Annotated in this window: 16 protein-coding genes; 13 read left to right on the top strand and 3 right to left on the bottom strand. The window is 66.4% G+C overall.

Annotation, left to right across the window (positions count from 1 at the left end; translation table 11 throughout):
• The first annotated feature begins 2 nt into the window (after nucleotides 1–2).
• The 10 genes from folB (at nucleotide 3) to GK109_RS08510 (ending at nucleotide 7,349) form a co-directional block, all read left to right on the top strand.
• Nucleotides 3–461 carry a dihydroneopterin aldolase gene (gene folB, locus GK109_RS08555; RefSeq protein WP_231754827.1) on the top strand — a complete coding sequence of 153 codons (459 nt, stop codon included), beginning with the start codon at nucleotides 3–5 and terminating at the stop codon, nucleotides 459–461.
• Entirely contained in the window at nucleotides 391–936 is a 546-nt protein-coding gene (gene folK / locus GK109_RS08550; protein ID WP_157239752.1) for a 2-amino-4-hydroxy-6-hydroxymethyldihydropteridine diphosphokinase, read from the top strand. Before folB ends, folK begins: the two co-directional genes overlap by 71 nt.
• Complete coding sequence (locus GK109_RS08545; protein ID WP_157239750.1) at nucleotides 933–1,505, top strand: DUF3180 domain-containing protein; 573 nt, start codon at nucleotides 933–935, stop codon at nucleotides 1,503–1,505. The genes folK and GK109_RS08545 overlap by 4 nt, the downstream gene beginning before the upstream one ends.
• Nucleotides 1,486–1,998: a PH domain-containing protein gene (locus tag GK109_RS08540; protein WP_157239748.1), complete on the top strand. Its 513-nt coding sequence runs from the start codon at nucleotides 1,486–1,488 to the stop codon at nucleotides 1,996–1,998. The genes GK109_RS08545 and GK109_RS08540 overlap by 20 nt, the downstream gene beginning before the upstream one ends.
• Nucleotides 1,995–3,575: a PH domain-containing protein gene (locus GK109_RS08535; protein ID WP_370460481.1), complete on the top strand. Its 1,581-nt coding sequence runs from the start codon at nucleotides 1,995–1,997 to the stop codon at nucleotides 3,573–3,575. Before GK109_RS08540 ends, GK109_RS08535 begins: the two co-directional genes overlap by 4 nt.
• Entirely contained in the window at nucleotides 3,568–4,461 is an 894-nt protein-coding gene (locus GK109_RS08530) for a Rossmann-like and DUF2520 domain-containing protein (protein WP_157239746.1), read from the top strand. The genes GK109_RS08535 and GK109_RS08530 overlap by 8 nt, the downstream gene beginning before the upstream one ends.
• A 2-nt stretch (nucleotides 4,462–4,463) precedes the next feature.
• Entirely contained in the window at nucleotides 4,464–5,381 is a 918-nt protein-coding gene (gene panC / locus GK109_RS08525; RefSeq protein WP_157239744.1) for a pantoate--beta-alanine ligase, read from the top strand.
• A gap of 171 nt (nucleotides 5,382–5,552) precedes the next feature.
• Nucleotides 5,553–5,816 carry a hypothetical protein gene (locus tag GK109_RS08520; RefSeq protein WP_157239743.1) on the top strand — a complete coding sequence of 88 codons (264 nt, stop codon included), beginning with the start codon at nucleotides 5,553–5,555 and terminating at the stop codon, nucleotides 5,814–5,816.
• Between the two features lie 117 nt (nucleotides 5,817–5,933).
• Nucleotides 5,934–6,629, top strand: a complete 696-nt coding sequence (locus GK109_RS08515; protein WP_157239741.1) for a GAF and ANTAR domain-containing protein — start codon at nucleotides 5,934–5,936, stop codon at nucleotides 6,627–6,629.
• Between the two features lie 9 nt (nucleotides 6,630–6,638).
• Nucleotides 6,639–7,349 carry a GAF and ANTAR domain-containing protein gene (locus GK109_RS08510; RefSeq protein ID WP_157239739.1) on the top strand — a complete coding sequence of 237 codons (711 nt, stop codon included), beginning with the start codon at nucleotides 6,639–6,641 and terminating at the stop codon, nucleotides 7,347–7,349.
• Nucleotides 7,350–7,399: 50 nt separating this feature from the next.
• On the opposite strand, the gene GK109_RS08505 is transcribed toward GK109_RS08510, so the two are convergent.
• Nucleotides 7,400–7,663: a hypothetical protein gene (locus GK109_RS08505; protein ID WP_157239737.1), complete on the bottom strand. Its 264-nt coding sequence runs from the start codon at nucleotides 7,661–7,663 to the stop codon at nucleotides 7,400–7,402.
• Between the two features lie 124 nt (nucleotides 7,664–7,787).
• Between GK109_RS08505 and GK109_RS08500 the strand changes: the two genes are divergently transcribed.
• Nucleotides 7,788–8,408 (top strand): TetR/AcrR family transcriptional regulator, encoded by a 621-nt coding sequence (locus tag GK109_RS08500; RefSeq protein ID WP_157239734.1) that lies wholly within the window; start codon nucleotides 7,788–7,790, stop codon nucleotides 8,406–8,408.
• Here the strand turns inward: GK109_RS08500 and GK109_RS08495 are convergent.
• Nucleotides 8,405–9,433, bottom strand: coding sequence for a LacI family DNA-binding transcriptional regulator (locus tag GK109_RS08495; protein WP_321215065.1), 1,029 nt, complete (start codon nucleotides 9,431–9,433; stop codon nucleotides 8,405–8,407). The two genes, GK109_RS08500 and GK109_RS08495, sit on opposite strands and share 4 nt — an antisense overlap.
• On the bottom strand, nucleotides 9,412–11,172 hold the full coding sequence (locus GK109_RS08490; RefSeq protein WP_157239732.1) for a glycoside hydrolase family 13 protein: 1,761 nt from the start codon (nucleotides 11,170–11,172) through the stop codon (nucleotides 9,412–9,414). The genes GK109_RS08495 and GK109_RS08490 overlap by 22 nt, the downstream gene beginning before the upstream one ends.
• Before the next feature lie 234 nt (nucleotides 11,173–11,406).
• Between GK109_RS08490 and GK109_RS08485 the strand changes: the two genes are divergently transcribed.
• A complete protein-coding gene (locus GK109_RS08485) occupies nucleotides 11,407–12,687 on the top strand; it encodes an extracellular solute-binding protein (protein WP_157239730.1) in 1,281 nt (426 codons plus the stop codon).
• 82 nt (nucleotides 12,688–12,769) lie between these two features.
• Nucleotides 12,770–14,386, top strand: coding sequence for an ABC transporter permease subunit (locus GK109_RS08480; protein ID WP_157239728.1), 1,617 nt, complete (start codon nucleotides 12,770–12,772; stop codon nucleotides 14,384–14,386).
• Nucleotides 14,387–14,413 lie beyond the last annotated feature (27 nt).

The following is a 14,413-nucleotide window of genomic DNA, read 5'->3' as shown; positions in this document are numbered from 1 at the left end:
CCATGGACAGGATTACGCTGAGCGGCGTGACCGCCGTCGGCCATCACGGCGTGTTTGATTTTGAGCGCCGCGAGGGCCAGCCTTTTGTTGTGGACGCCGTCTTGTACCTGGACTTCGCCAAGGCGGCCGAGTCGGACGACGTCCGGGACACCGCGCACTACGGCGAGGTGGCGCAGCGTATCACCGAGTGGATCGCGGGCGAGCCGCTGAACCTGATCGAGGCGCTGGCGGTGCGGATCGCGGAGGGCCTGCTGGCCGAATTCCGGCTCCAGGCCGTGGACATCACCGTGCACAAACCGCAGGCTCCCATCGAGGTTCCCTTCGGCGATGTGTCAGTCAGCGTCCACCGCACCCGGAATGCCGCGGAAAGGCAAGCCCAGGGGGAGGGCCATGAACAGCGGTTATACCAAGGCGGTCCTTGCGCTCGGCAGCAACCTGGGCGAGCGCAACGATACCCTTAGCGCGGCCGTCGCGGACCTCGTAGACCCGCCGGAGGTGCGGCTGCTGGCGGTCTCGCCGGTGGTGCAGACGAAGGCCGTAGGCGGGCCGGCCGGGCAGCCCGACTTCCTGAACATGGTCATCACGGTTGAAACCAGCCTCACCCCGCGGCAGTTGCTGGAGCACTGCCAGGCGGTGGAAAACAAGCACCACCGCGTCCGGGAGGTGCGCTGGGGGCCGCGGACGCTCGACGTCGACATCATCACCTACGGCGACGTCCGCAGCGAGGACCCTGCCCTGACCCTGCCGCATCCCCTCGCGGCCAGCCGGGCGTTCGTCCTCTATCCGTGGTCCCTTATTGAGCCCGCAGCCGTCCTGGACGGTGAACGGATCAGCACCCTTGCCGCCAAGGCGGGCGACTTCAACGACCTCGTCCCCTTTGACGGCTTCGGCGACTTCGACGGAATGCCCACGGCCGGGGCGGTGGAGGAACTATGAAGCCCATCAACCCGCTGCGCCTGCTGCTCATCGGCTTCATCCTGGCCGTGGCGGGCTGGTCCGCGACCGTGGTGACCAGCCGGTACGGCATGTCCACCCCCGTCCTGCCGCCCACGGCACTGGCAACCATGGGCGTGATCGTGGCCATCACGCTGATCCTCGGGATCAGGGTCCTCAGGTGGCGCAACAGCATCAGCGCCAACGGCGCCAAGAACGGCGCCAAGGGCGGCGCCGCCCGTAAGCGGCCGGTGCTGGATCCGCTCCTCGCCGCCCGCACCCTGGTACTCGCGCAGGCCTGCGCCTACGCCGGGACGGTGCTGCTGGGCTGGCACGTGGGCATCTTCCTGGACCAGCTGCGCATCTGGAGCCTGCGCAGCGACCAGGCCATCACCTGGCTCGCGCTTGCCATGGCCGGCGGGGGACTGGTGATGATCGTGGTGGGCCTGCTGGTGGAACGGTTCTGCAGGATCCCGCCGGAGGACGGCGAAACCAAAGGCCTCGACGGGAAGCCCGGCCGTGCCGTTGGCGAGGCGTCCGGGGAAGGCGAATATGCATACCGGGGCGATTGATCCTCCCGGCATCACCTGGCAGCGGGTGTCCCCCAAATATGTCACCGTGAGGGTGGTGCAGTGGGCCCTTGGAAACCTGGCCGCCGTGCTGGTCCTCTCCCTGCCGCTGGTCCTCGTCCTCGCGGAGGCGTGGGCCTGGCCGCCGCTGTGGCTTGCCGCCACCGTGCCGGCCGCCATGCTGGTGGTGGCCCTCTGGCGGCTCGCGCTCATCCCGCGGCAGGTCCGCGCCATCGGTTACGCGGAACGGGACGATGACCTCCTGATCCGGACCGGCATCTTCTTCCAGCGCACCATGGCCGTCCCCTACGGCCGGATGCAGTACGTGGACATCGGAGTGGGCCCGGTGGAGCGCTCTCTTGGACTGTGCACGCTCAAGCTCCACACCGCAGCGCCGGGTACCAACGCCCAGATCCCCGGCCTGCCCGCCGCCGAAGGCGCACGGCTCCGCGAGCAGCTGGCGGCGCGCGGGGAAGCCAGGCTGGCAGGACTGTGACGGCAGAGGGACCTCCGCAGTGGCCCGGTGCCCCGGCCACTGCGGCCGGCAACAACGCCCCTGAACCGCTTTCGGGCACCGCGCCCGACGGCGAATGGCTGCGCGTGCACCCGGCGTCGCCGTTTGTCCGCGGCTGGGTTGCCCTGGCGGCCATTGGCTTCTTCCTTGGCCGTGACGTGTTTGAACGCGCGCTGCAGGGCCGGCCAGTTGTTGAGGAAGACTTCGCCGGCCGTGCCCCCTTGCTGCTGGTGGGCGGCGGCGCAGTGCTGCTGGCCTCGGTGCTGGGGTTCATCCTCACCTGGTACTTCACCAAGTACCAGGTGTCCGGCGGCTACGTCCGCGTCAATACCGGGTTCCTGTTCCGGCAGCAGCGCCAGGCACGGCTGGACCGGGTCCAGGCCATCGACATCGTGCAGCCGCTGCTGGCCCGGATCTTCGGCCTGGCAGAACTCAAGTTCGAGGTGGCGGACGCTGGAGAGTCGGCGGTGCGGCTCGCCTACCTGAAGATCGACGACGCCCGGCAGCTGCGTGCCACCATCCTCGCCCGGGCGGCCGGTGTCATCACGGGCCCGGACCGCCCCGGCGAGCCCGCCCCCGAGGCGCCGGAATATCCGGTGCTTTCCGTGCCGCCGTCGCGCCTTGTAGGTTCCCTGCTGCTCAGCGAGCAGAGCTTCTTCGTGGTGCTTGGTGGCATTGTTTCCGTGGTGCTCTCGGCCATCACCGAACACCAGGGGTTCTACTTTTACCTCATTCCGGCCGCAGTGGGGCTCGCCGCGAGCTACTGGGGACTGTTCAACAAGGGCTACAACTTCAGCGCCGCGATCTCACCGGACGGCATCCGCCTGCGCTACGGCCTGCTGGACACCCAGGCGCAGACGCTGCCGCCGGGACGCATCCAGGCGTTGAAAATCACCCAGCCGCCGTTATGGCGGCCGCTCGGCTGGTACCGGATGCAGGTCAACGTGGCCGGTTACGGCATCGTGGAGAACGCCGGCGAGGGCTCGGCCCGGACCACGCTGCTGCCCGTGGGCAGGCTTGGCGACGTGATGGCCATGCTGGCGCTGGTGCTGCCGGACCCCGGCACTGCGCACCCCGCTGCAGTCTTCGGCGCCGGCCTCACCGGCCTGGATTCCGACGGCGGCTTCGTCACCACTCCGCGCAGCGCACGCTGGCTTGCCCCCTTGGGCTGGCGGCGGAACGGGTTCACGGCCACGGACACGGCCCTGCTTCTTCGCTCCGGCCGCTGGTGGCGCCAGCTGGTGGTGGTTCCGCACCAGCGCACCCAGTCCATGGCCCTGCACCAGGGCCCGCTGGCGCGCCGGTTCGGCGTGGCAGACCTGGTGCTGCACACCACGCCCGGTCCCGTTGCGCCCCGGCTCACGCAGGCCGGCACTGCCCAGGCGCTGGCACTGTTCGATGCACAGTCCGCACGCGCCCGGCTGGCCAGGAAGCGGCAGACTACGGAACAGTGGCTCCGGCAGGTAGTCCCGGATGCTCCGGCGGGGGAGCCCGGCCCGACAGTGGAACCGGCCGAAACCCGGACGCCCCAACAACAGGAAGGCGGGCAGCATGGCTAAGCCCGGACGCCTCGGCGTCGGAATCATTGGTGCCGGCAAAGTGGGGGCGGTGCTCGGTGCCGCCCTGCGCGCTGCCGAACATGCCGTCGTCGGGGTCTCAGCTGTCTCCGAGGCGAGCCGTGAACGGGCGGAGACGCTGCTTCCCGGCGTGCCTGTCCTGGAGGTCCAGGACATTGTGGAGCGCGCGGAACTGGTCCTCCTGGCCGTGCCCGACGACGCCCTGCCGGGCCTGGTGGAAGGGCTGGCAAAGCTCGGCGCCTGGCAGCCGGGCCAGCTGGTTGCCCACACCTCCGGCCGGTTCGGAGTGGGGGTCCTGCACCCGGTGCGCGCTGCCGGGGCTGTCCCGCTCGCCCTGCATCCGGCCATGACGTTCACGGGGATGAGCCTGGACCTGACCCGGCTGCTGGACTGCACGTTCGGAGTGACCGCAGATGCCGCCATGCTCCCCATCGCCCAGGCGCTGGTGGTGGAGATGGGTGCGGAACCGGTGGCCATCGCCGAGGCGGACCGGACGCTGTACCACGCGGCCCTGGCCCACAGTTCGAACCACCTGGTGACCCTCGTGGCCCAGGCATCCGAGCTGCTGCGCTCGGTGGGAGTGGAGCTGCCGGAACGCATGCTCGGCCCGCTCCTGCGGGCCACGCTGGAGAATGCACTGGCGTCAGGGGAGTCCGCCCTGACCGGGCCGGTAGCCCGCGGCGACGTGGGAACCGTCTCCGCGCACGCGGCCGCGCTGCGGGAGTTCGACGGCGGCGGCCACGGCGACGTGCTCGAGGCCTACCTTGCGATGGCCCGGGCCACAGCCCTGCGCGCCGAAGGGCGCGGGCTGCTGAAAGCCGAACAGCTGGAGGGACTCCGCCAAGCCCTCGAACCGAAGGAGGACTGAAGATGCCCATCAAGCTCGTCACCACGGTGGCAGGCCTCCACGCTGAGGGGGCCCGGCTCCTTGCCTCCAAGCACGGCACCTCGCAGGGTCTGGTGCCCACGATGGGTGCGCTGCACCAGGGCCATGCCGCCCTGGCGCGTACCGCCGTCGAACAGAATGACGTGGTGGTGGCCACGGTCTTCGTCAACCCGCTGCAGTTCGGTGACGCCGTGGACCTGGATCGCTACCCCCGCACCCTAGACGCCGACCTTGCGCTGCTGGAAGCCGAAGGCGTGGACCTGGTGTTTGCGCCATCAGTCGATGAGGTCTACCCCGGCGGCGAACCGCTGGTGCGCGTGACGTCCGGCCGGCTCGGGGAAAAGTGGGAGGGGGCGTCCCGGCCGGGGCATTTCGACGGTGCCCTGACCGTGGTGGCCAAACTGCTCCACTACGGGATGCCGGCCGCAGGGCTGCCGGACGGCGGCGCGGCACGTGCCGGCCTGCCCGCCTACCGTGCCTACTTCGGCCAGAAGGACGCCCAACAGCTGGCGCTGGTCAGGCGCATGGTGGCTGACCTCAATTTTCCGGTGGAGATTGTGGGGGTGCCCACGGTGCGCGCCGTTGACGGGCTGGCGCTGTCCAGCCGCAACCGCTTCCTGTCGGACGAGGAGCGGGAGGCGGCGCTGGTGCTTTCCAGGGCCCTTCGCCTGCTTGAGGAACGGGCGCATGCCCGGCAACCGCTGGACCTGGAGTCCGCGCAGGCGATGGTGGAGTCGCAGCCCCTGGTGGCCTTGGACTACTTCGACGTTGTGGACCCGGGCACCCTGGAGCCGCTGGCCGAGAACTGCCGGGAGACCCCGTTCAGGGGGGAGGCCCTGGCGCTCATTGCGGCCAAGGTCGGGCCGGTCCGGCTGCTCGACAACGCGCCGCTACATTCCTGACCCGGCGCCCTGGCCGGTACCCCTGCCGTCGCCGGTGCCAGGCCGGCGTTGATAGGGGGTGTTGATGGGGGGTGGAGGGCTGTTGGGCCGGCAACTGATCCGATATGCTCAAATTATTGCCCCGGACCCTGGCATCGGCCCATCACGGCTATCCAGGAGGACCAAGTAAAAATGGGCAAAAGTCTCGCTACCCCCATCCGCGGGCTCGTGGACCGGGCCCGGTACCCGGCGCCTGACGCAAGCCCCCTTGCAGCGCAGGCGCTGGACATCATCTCGTCCATCCTCGAAGACCCTTCGCCCGGGCTGGCGGAAATAAAGCTCCGGCTCCGTCGCTGCCTGGCCGCTTATCCGCGGCGCCCGGAGCTGGCGTTGCTCGCCCACCTGATGGAGACATCCAGCCTGGTGAACCCGATGGGCGGCGAAACGCTGCCGTGATCTTGCGGCTGAACTGACCGGCGACGGTGGGTATCCTTAGGTGACCACACCACCGTTCCGGTTCAGCCAGCAGCCAACCCGGCGACAGCGGAATGAATCAGGAAACAGGGGCTCACCATGGACATTGCACCCGGGCTGGCGGGTGAAGAGGACCTGTGTGGCCCCTATCTGGAGAAACTGCCCGTTACCGGCGCCGCCGTATCCCTTTTCGGCGGCGCGACAGCTGAATCCCTGATCTGTGCCAGTGACGCTTTGGCTGCAAGGCTTGATGAACTGCAGTTCAGCCTGGGCGAGGGGCCCCGCTGGCGCGCGGTCCGGACCCGGCTGCCTGTGCTGGTTCCTGACGCACAAGGTGTTCCGCACCCGGAATGGCCGATGTTCCACAGGGCGATTAACGGGACGGACGCGGCTGCCCTGTTTGTCTTCCCGCTGACTATCGGCGCTGCGGACCTGGGCGTTGTTGAGCTTTATCACTCCGCCGCGGGAACGCTGAACAGGTCCCACCAGGCAACGGCGGCCACACTTGCCGGCCAGACGTCCTGGTACCTTTTGCGGAAGATCCTGACGATCGGCTCGCCGGACACGGACCCTGCCCTCGATCCACCCCTGATGTCGCGCCGTGAAATCCACCAGGCAACGGGCATGGTCCTTGCCCAGTCCGGCGCGACCGCGGCGGACTCATTGCTGTTGCTGCGCGCCTACGCGTTCGCCCATGACCTCACGCTGAGGGAGACGGCCCAGGCAGTGCTCGAAGGCCGCCTGAAGTTCGAGCCCGGCCATGGCGGCGGTCCTGGTGCCCGGCCCCTGCAGTAAAATAGCGACATGGCAACGACAACCCGCGCTGAGCGCGTCAGTGGGGCGTTCGTGAAGATCGCGGACACACTGGTTGCGGACTATGACGTCCTTGACCTGCTCCACACCCTGGTCGAGGAATCCGTGGGGCTCCTCGACATCGCGGCGGCGGGCCTGGTCCTGGCCGACCCCAGCGGGGAACTCCAGGTTTTGGCTTCAACCAGCGAGGAGAGCCAGTTGGTGGAAGTGCTCCAGTTGCGGGCCGGGGAAGGACCGTGCGTAGAGTGCTACGCAACCGGTAACCCGGTGACCGTTGAGGACATTCAGGTCCTTGACCGGTGGCCCCAATTCAAGGCGGCGGCGCTGTCCCAGGGGTTTCGTTCCGTACACGCCGTTCCCATGCGGATACACGGCCGGACTATCGGTGCCATGGGCCTCTTCGGTTCTGCGCCCGGTTCCCTGACTGCGGAGGATTCCGCCATTGGCCAGGCGCTGGCCGACGTCGCCACCATCAGCCTCATGCACGAACGCACCATCAGGGAAGCCGTCCTGGTGAACGAGCAGCTGCAGCGTGCGCTCAACAGCCGAATCTTGATTGAGCAGGCCAAGGGAGTCATCGCCCACACGGCCGGTGTGGACATGAACGAGGCCTTCTCGCTGCTCCGGAACCACGCCCGTGCACATAATGAAGGACTCCACGAGACCGCCAGCCGGATCGTGGACCGCAGCCTCACGCTTTAGCCGGGCCTGCTAATCCGAATCGTGCCTGCGCCCGGAACGGTGCCTGGCAGTCAGAGTGGCAGGTGCCCGCGGTACATGAGCTGCTCCAGCAGTGCCTGCTCCGGCTCGCCTGGATGCCGTGCGACGCAGCGGCGGAGCCGGGCCCGTGCCAGCTCTTCGCCGGGTGACTTGCCGCAGAGCACTTCGTCGATGACTTCCTGGGCCTGCCACCGGAGGGACTCGATGGCAAACTGCCGGATCTCATCCGGCGTGTCAACGGCCATCCAGGAGTCCGGATCCGAGGGCACGGCTGGGAACATCCGCTCTGCTGACATTGGGGCCTCCTTGCACCAACCCGAGGGGGCCGGTCAGGGCCTCCACGGCGTCAAAAAGCATGTTGGAAAAACACTACAACGGGAAAGACCGGTCTGTCTCCCTCCGCAGTAGACTGAAGATCCTATGAGTCCAGAGGCAGAAGTCCCTCCGACCCCCGTGCCGGCACCGGTGGCGTCAACTGAGGGCAATGCAAATTCCGTGGACCGGATCATGGCGGTGGCCTATGAGCTTTTTTCCCAGCGGGGCGTGCGGGATGTTGGCGTCAATGAGCTTATTGAACGGTCCGGGGTAGCCAAGGCGACCTTCTACCGGCACTTCCCCTCCAAGGATTCGCTGGTCCTGGCCTTCCTGGAGCAGCGGGACAGGCAATGGACAGTGGGCGCCATCGTCTCGGAGGCCCGCCGCCGGGGAAGCACGCCCGCCGATCAGCTGCTGGCCATCTTCGACGTGTTTGGCGACTGGTTCCTCCGGGAGGACTTTGAAGCCTGCTCCTTCATCAACATCCTGCTCGAGATGGGCCCGGCCCATCCACTGGGGCAGGCAAGCATCGACTACCTGGCAAAGATCCGCGGGCACGTGCAGGCCTTGGCCGAAGAAGCGGGGCTGCAGCGGCCGGAGGAGTTTGCCCGGTCCTGGCACATCCTCATGAAGGGCTCGATCATCTCGGCCACCGAAGGGGACATGCAGGCCGCCAAGCGCGCGCAGCAGATGGCCGGCTGGCTGATCCAGCACCACAGGGGCTAGAAGCTGAGCTCCGGCGTCCGGGGAGCGGAAGTGCTGGACCGCACCACTAACCGGGTCTCCATCAGCTCATCGGCCGGCCCGGCAGTCTCCGCATCATCCTGCACCAGCGCCAGCAGGCGCTCCACCGCCCGCATTCCCTGGTCACGGGGAAACTGGTCGATGGTGGTCAGGCCGAGGATTTCGCCCATCTCATGGCCGTCCACGCCAATGACGGACAGCTCGTCGGGGATCCGCAGCCCGAGGTCGCGGGCCGCCAGCATTGCGCCGAAGGCCATTTCATCGGAGGCGCAGAAGATCGCGGTCGGCCGTTCCTCGGCGTCCGCCAGCAGGTGCTTTGTCTCCTTGTACGCGCCGTTCGCCGAGTAGTCGGAGATCAGGGACCACGCCTCGTGGACCGGCAGTCCTGCCGCGGCCATGGCTTCCTCGTATCCGGCGCGGCGGCCGCTGGAGATCTCGAAATTCCTTCCATACTCCTGCTCGCCGCCGAGGTGGGCCACCCGGGAGTGTCCAAGGCTGATCAGGTGGTTTGTTGCGCGGCGGCCCACCTCCACATCGTCGATCCGGAGGGTGGGAATCCCCGGAAGCGGGCCGCCCACGCCCACCACCGGGATTCCGGCAGCGAGGATCTGTTCGGTCTCGTGGGCGTTGAGCTGCAGCGAGACTGCCAGGACGCCGTCGAGCCGTTTGCGCAGCAGGAAATCCCCCAGCACCGATTCCCGGTACCGGTCGCCCTGGAAGTCGTAAAGGGTGAGATCGTAACCGGCATCCATCAGGGCGGAATTGGCGCCCTCCAACAGCGTGGCGAAGTACCACCGGTTGACGAAGGGCAGCACCACGCCAATGTTGTGGCTGCGGCCGCTCGCCAGGCTTGAGGCGTGGTAGGACATGACGAAGCCAAGCTCGCTGGCTGCCTCGGTCACGGCCTGCCTGGCCCGGCTTGAAACACTGCCCTTGCCGCTCAACGCACGCGACGCCGTCGCCTGTGAAACCCCCGCCAGACGCGCTACGTCCCTAATTCCTGCCACTGACCCTCTGCTGTTCCGCTTGGCGCCATGCGCAGCCAAATGCACTGCGCAGGACCCAGCTTACGCTGGTCAGCAGCGTCCCCATCCGTGCTAAGCAGGATGTCCAAGCGAGGCAGGTCAACCGGCTCTGCGCCCATATTCATCATCACCAGCACGCCGTTGTTGGCAAACATGATGCAGTCTGGCGACGTGAAACCGTCAACCCAGGCCAGGGAGCCGGCGCCGAGCTTCAGGCCACGGCGAAGCCCCAGTGCACGGGTGTACAGGGACAGGGCGGAGGACCCGTCCTGCCGCTGCGCGTCCCGGGACAATGCTGCCCAGCCCTCAGGCTGCGGCAGCCAGGACTCACCTGTGCTGTTGAAGCCGAATGCCGGTGCGGCCGCCTGCCACGGCAGGGGTACCCGGCAGCCGTCGCGGCCGATGCGTTCTCCGGCGGTCCGCCGGAAGGAGGGGTCCTGGCGGAACGTGTGGTCCATGGTGGTGTGGTCCGGCAGGCCCAGCTCCTCACCCTGGTACAGGTAGACGCCGCCGGGCAGCGCGAGCATAAGCATCGACGCGGCAACCGCACGGCGCAGGCCAAGCTCAGCGTCCGGCTGGACGTCTTCCGCGCCCAGGCCGTCACCGGGCCGGGCAGGGGGCTCGACGATGCCGAAGCGCGTGGCGTGCCGGACGACGTCGTGGTTCGAAAGCACCCACGTGGTGGGCGCGCCCACGGAGTCGAACATCCGCAGTGAGCTTTCAATGACCGCACGCAGCCTGGCGGGATCCCAAGGTGTGCCAAGGTACGCGAAGTTGAAGGCCTGGTGCATCTGGTCCGGCAGGACCCAGTTGGTCAGCCGGGACAGGGGGTCGATGCTTGCTTCGGCACAGAGGATGCGCTCGCCGTCGAACTCGGCAAGGACCTCGCGCCACCGCCGGTAGATGTCGTGGATTTCCGGCTGGCCGAACATCGGCGCCAGGTGGCCCGGGAAGTCTTCGGTGCTGACGCCGTCTGGCCGTCCATGCCAGTCCGGCAGTCCGTCCGCCTTGACCAGGGCGTGGGCTACGTCCACCCGGAAGCCGGCAACGCCGCGGCTGAGCCAGAAACGCAGGATGCGCTCAAATTCGGCATGCACGGCGGGGTTGTCCCAGTTGAAGTCGGGCTGGGAGGAATCGAAGAGGTGCACGTACCACTGGCCCGGCTCGCCGGACGGCTCCGTAATGCGGGTCCAGGCCGGTCCGCCGAAGTGGGACTGCCAGTTGTTGGGCGGCAGTTCCCCGGTGTCACCGCGGCCGTCCCGGAAGACGAACATGTCCCGTTCGGGGCTTCCCGGACCTGCCGCCAATGCGGCCTGGAACAGCGCGTGGTCCGAGGAGCAATGGTTTGGCACCAGGTCGATGATGACCCGGATGCCCAGGGAATCCGCCCGGGCAACCAGGGCGTCGAAGTCGCCAAGGGTGCCGAACACGGGGTCGACGTCGCAGTAATCGGCAACGTCGTAGCCGCCGTCCCGCTGCGGCGAGACATAGAAGGGCGACAGCCAGACGGCGTCGATGTCGAGCTCAGCCAACTGGTGAAGCTCGGCTGTGATGCCCGGAAGATCACCTTGTCCATCGCCGTTCAGGTCCCGGAACGAGCGCGGGTAGATCTGGTAAATCACCGAGGACCGCCACCACTCAGAGCCTTCGTCTGCCGTGTGGACGGGTACCAGGCGGGCGGCGGAGAGGTCAGGCTCTACGGGGGAAAGTGTGTTCGTCATCGGGCCATCGTAGCCGTAATTGCACCAAGAATGGAAAGGCTTCCAAGAAGTTGAGACCGATGCTTCCCGTGACAGGGGCGCGTCTTGAGCCACCTAACGTGTAAGCAATGGTGCATGTGACGCCATTTTCGTGAAGGGCTGGACAATAAAAAATGGAAGCGCTTACAGTTGGGTGACGCAAATCACCAGCCGGCTCCCTTCCGCGGAGAAACGGCACGCTTTCAAAGGAGAAACATGAGTAGGATTCAGGGTGCTCTCGCGGTCACCGCAACCGCGGTGCTGCTGCTTACGGGGTGCGGAAACGGCGCCGAACCAAAGCAGGCAGCCTCATCAGCACCGGCCGCGGCGGGGTCCACCGCCGCCCCCGAGCGGGCGGATGCCGACCTGGTGATCTGGACGGACAACCTGAAGGCCGATTCGATCCGCGCATTCGCCGAGGATTTTGCGGCTGACAACGGCATCAGCGTGGCCGTCCAGGTCATCTCGGGCGAGTTCCAGACCGCCCTTGTGACGGCAAATGCTGCAGGCAATGGCCCCGATGTTTTCACCGGAGCGCACGACATGATCGGCAATCTCGTCCAGAACGGCTCCATTGATCCGCTGCAGATTGCCCCGGACCAGCTCAAGGGCTACGCCGAGACGGCAGTGAAGGCTGTGACCTATAACCAGTCGGTGTACGCACTGCCGTATGGAATCGAAACCCTCGGCCTGTTCCGCAACACAGACATCGTCCCTGAGGCGCCCCTGACCTTGGAGGATGCCTTCGCCAAGGGACAGGAGGCTGTGGCCGCCAAGAAGGCGGAAGTTCCTTTCAGCTTGCCGCAAGGGAACAGCGGCGACGCCTACCACATGCAGCCGTTGTACACGTCAATGGGCGGTTACCTCTTCGGTTCGACACCACAGGGTGACCCTGATCCGTCTGACCTGGGTGTGGGTGCTGAAGGCTCTGTCGCTGCTGCCAAGAAGATTCACGCCCTTGGGGAAGCGGGCAGCGGCATCCTGAAGCGCTCCATCAGCGTTGACAATTCGATCTCTTTGTTCGCTGACGGCAAGGCGCCGTACCTTGTTGCCGGTCCTTGGGCCCTGAACCAGGTTGAAAAAGCGGGAATCCCCTTCGAGGTGACACCCATTCCCGGTTTCGAGGGACAGGCCGCTGCCCAGCCCTTCGCCGGCGTTCAGGGCTTCTACGTCGCTTCGAAAGGAAAGAACGAAGCCTTCGCCCACGAGTTCGTGGAGAACGCGATGAACACCGAAGCGGGCATGACGCAGATGTTCGAAGGCGCAAAGCTGCCGCCGACCATGACCACGGTCCGGGAAAAAATCGCGGGCCAAAACCCCGCCATTGAGACGTTTGCCTCCGCAGCGGAGTCCGCCCAGCCCATGCCGGCCATTCCTGAAATGGCTGCCGTCTTCGCCCCCCTCGGCCAGGCTTTTGCGGCCCTCGTGGGCGGCGCTGACCCGGAAAGCACGATGCGCTCCGTGCGGGAAACCATCGCTGCTGCAATCGGCAAGTAGCAAACAGGCCCAGGTGGCCGTTGCACAAGTCTTCGGCCCCCTGGGCCCTGCTGCCCAGATTGACCTCCAGGAGAACCCCCCCATGATCAAAACACTCACGCGCCTGCAGCGTCCCTCGTCGGCTGCAGCAAACGATCCCGGCACCCGTCGTGACATCACGACCAAACCGGTGTCCCTCTTTGCCAAAATCCTTGCACTGGGTACCGTTGCCGGCTCAGCCGCAGCACTTACCCCGGCCCTTATCGCTACAGGAAAGTGGGGCTTCCTCGCGGCGGTCTGGGGCATCGCCGGCATCCTGCTGCTGACATATATCACCGGCCGCGGTGTGCCTGCCAAGTACCTTGTGCCCGGCGCGCTCCTCCTGGTGGTCTTCCTGGTGTACCCCATCGTGATGACGTTCCAGATGTCCACAACCAACTTTGGTGACGGAACCAGGACGTCAAAGGAAGAAACCATCTCGCAAATCATCGGCGCTTCAGTCGTTCAAAGCCCTGATTCGCCGCGCTACAACCTCTCCGTGGCGACTGAAGGAAATCCCGCGACCGGACCGTACGCTTTTCTGCTTGTGGAGCCCAAAAGCGGATCAGTGTTCCTTGGCACCCCCGGAGACGGGCTGCGGGAGCTTGAACCGGCCGACGTCACCGTCAGCGGCGGGTTCGTCACTGCGGCCGAGGGCTACCAGCTCCTGACGCCCCAAGAGGTCAACAGCGCCAGCGACGCGCTGAAAAATCTTGCGGTGCCCACGGACCGTGGCGCCATCCGGCAGCTGGGCATCCGCCAGGCCTTCGAGGGCGCCTCGCCGCTCACATACGACGAAGCCCGCGATGTCATCTCAAACACGGTGACCGGCGTGGACTACGCACCCGTCCTGCAGGGCGACAAGGAGTACTTCGTCGACGGAGAAGGAAAGCGGCTGTCCGACCAGTCCTGGCTGGCAGATGTGGGGTTCGCCAACTATCAGCGCATCTTCACAGACACAAGAATCAGCTCCGATTTCCTGCAGATCTTCGCATGGACCTTCATCTTCGCAACGGTCTCGGTCGCGGGAACTTTCCTGCTTGGGCTCGGCCTCGCTGCCGCGCTCAACGATCCGCGGATCAAAGGCCAGCGCTTCTACCGGGCCATCCTCATCCTGCCCTACGCCATCCCGGGGTTTATCGCCCTGCTGGTCTGGTCCAGCTTCTGGAACAAAGACTTCGGCCTGATCAACAACGCCTTGGGCCTGGACCTGAACTGGCTCGGCGACCCCTTCCTGGCCAAGGCAGCCATCCTCCTGACCAATTTCTGGATGGGATTCCCCTACATGTTCCTGGTGTGCACCGGAGCCCTCCAGGCGATCCCCGCAGACCTGAAGGAAGCATCACGTATTGACGGCGCCAGCGGATTCCTGGGCTTCCGGAAAATCACGTTCCCACTGCTCCTGGTCACTGTCGCCCCCTTGCTGGTATCGACCTTCGCCTTCAATTTCAACAACTTCAACGCCATCTACCTGTTGACCGAAGGCGGGCCCTTCGATCCCGCCAACCCGACGGCGGGAGCAACTGACATCCTGATCAGCTACACCTACCGCCTGGCCTTCGGAGGGCAGGGCGCACAGCTTGGCTTTGCGGCAACCGTGTCAGTGCTGCTGTTCGTCATCACCGGCATCATCGCCGCAATTCAGTTCCGTTTCACGCGCACCCTGGAAGAGGTGAACTGATGTCGTCTGCCCAGACACGTCTCGCTC

It is taken from the genome of Pseudarthrobacter sp. GA104, from assembly GCF_009741265.1.
Lineage (GTDB): Bacteria > Actinomycetota > Actinomycetes > Actinomycetales > Micrococcaceae > Arthrobacter.
The sequence above is the reverse complement of the archived record's forward strand: the minus strand, read 5'-3'. Positions and strand labels throughout refer to the sequence as shown.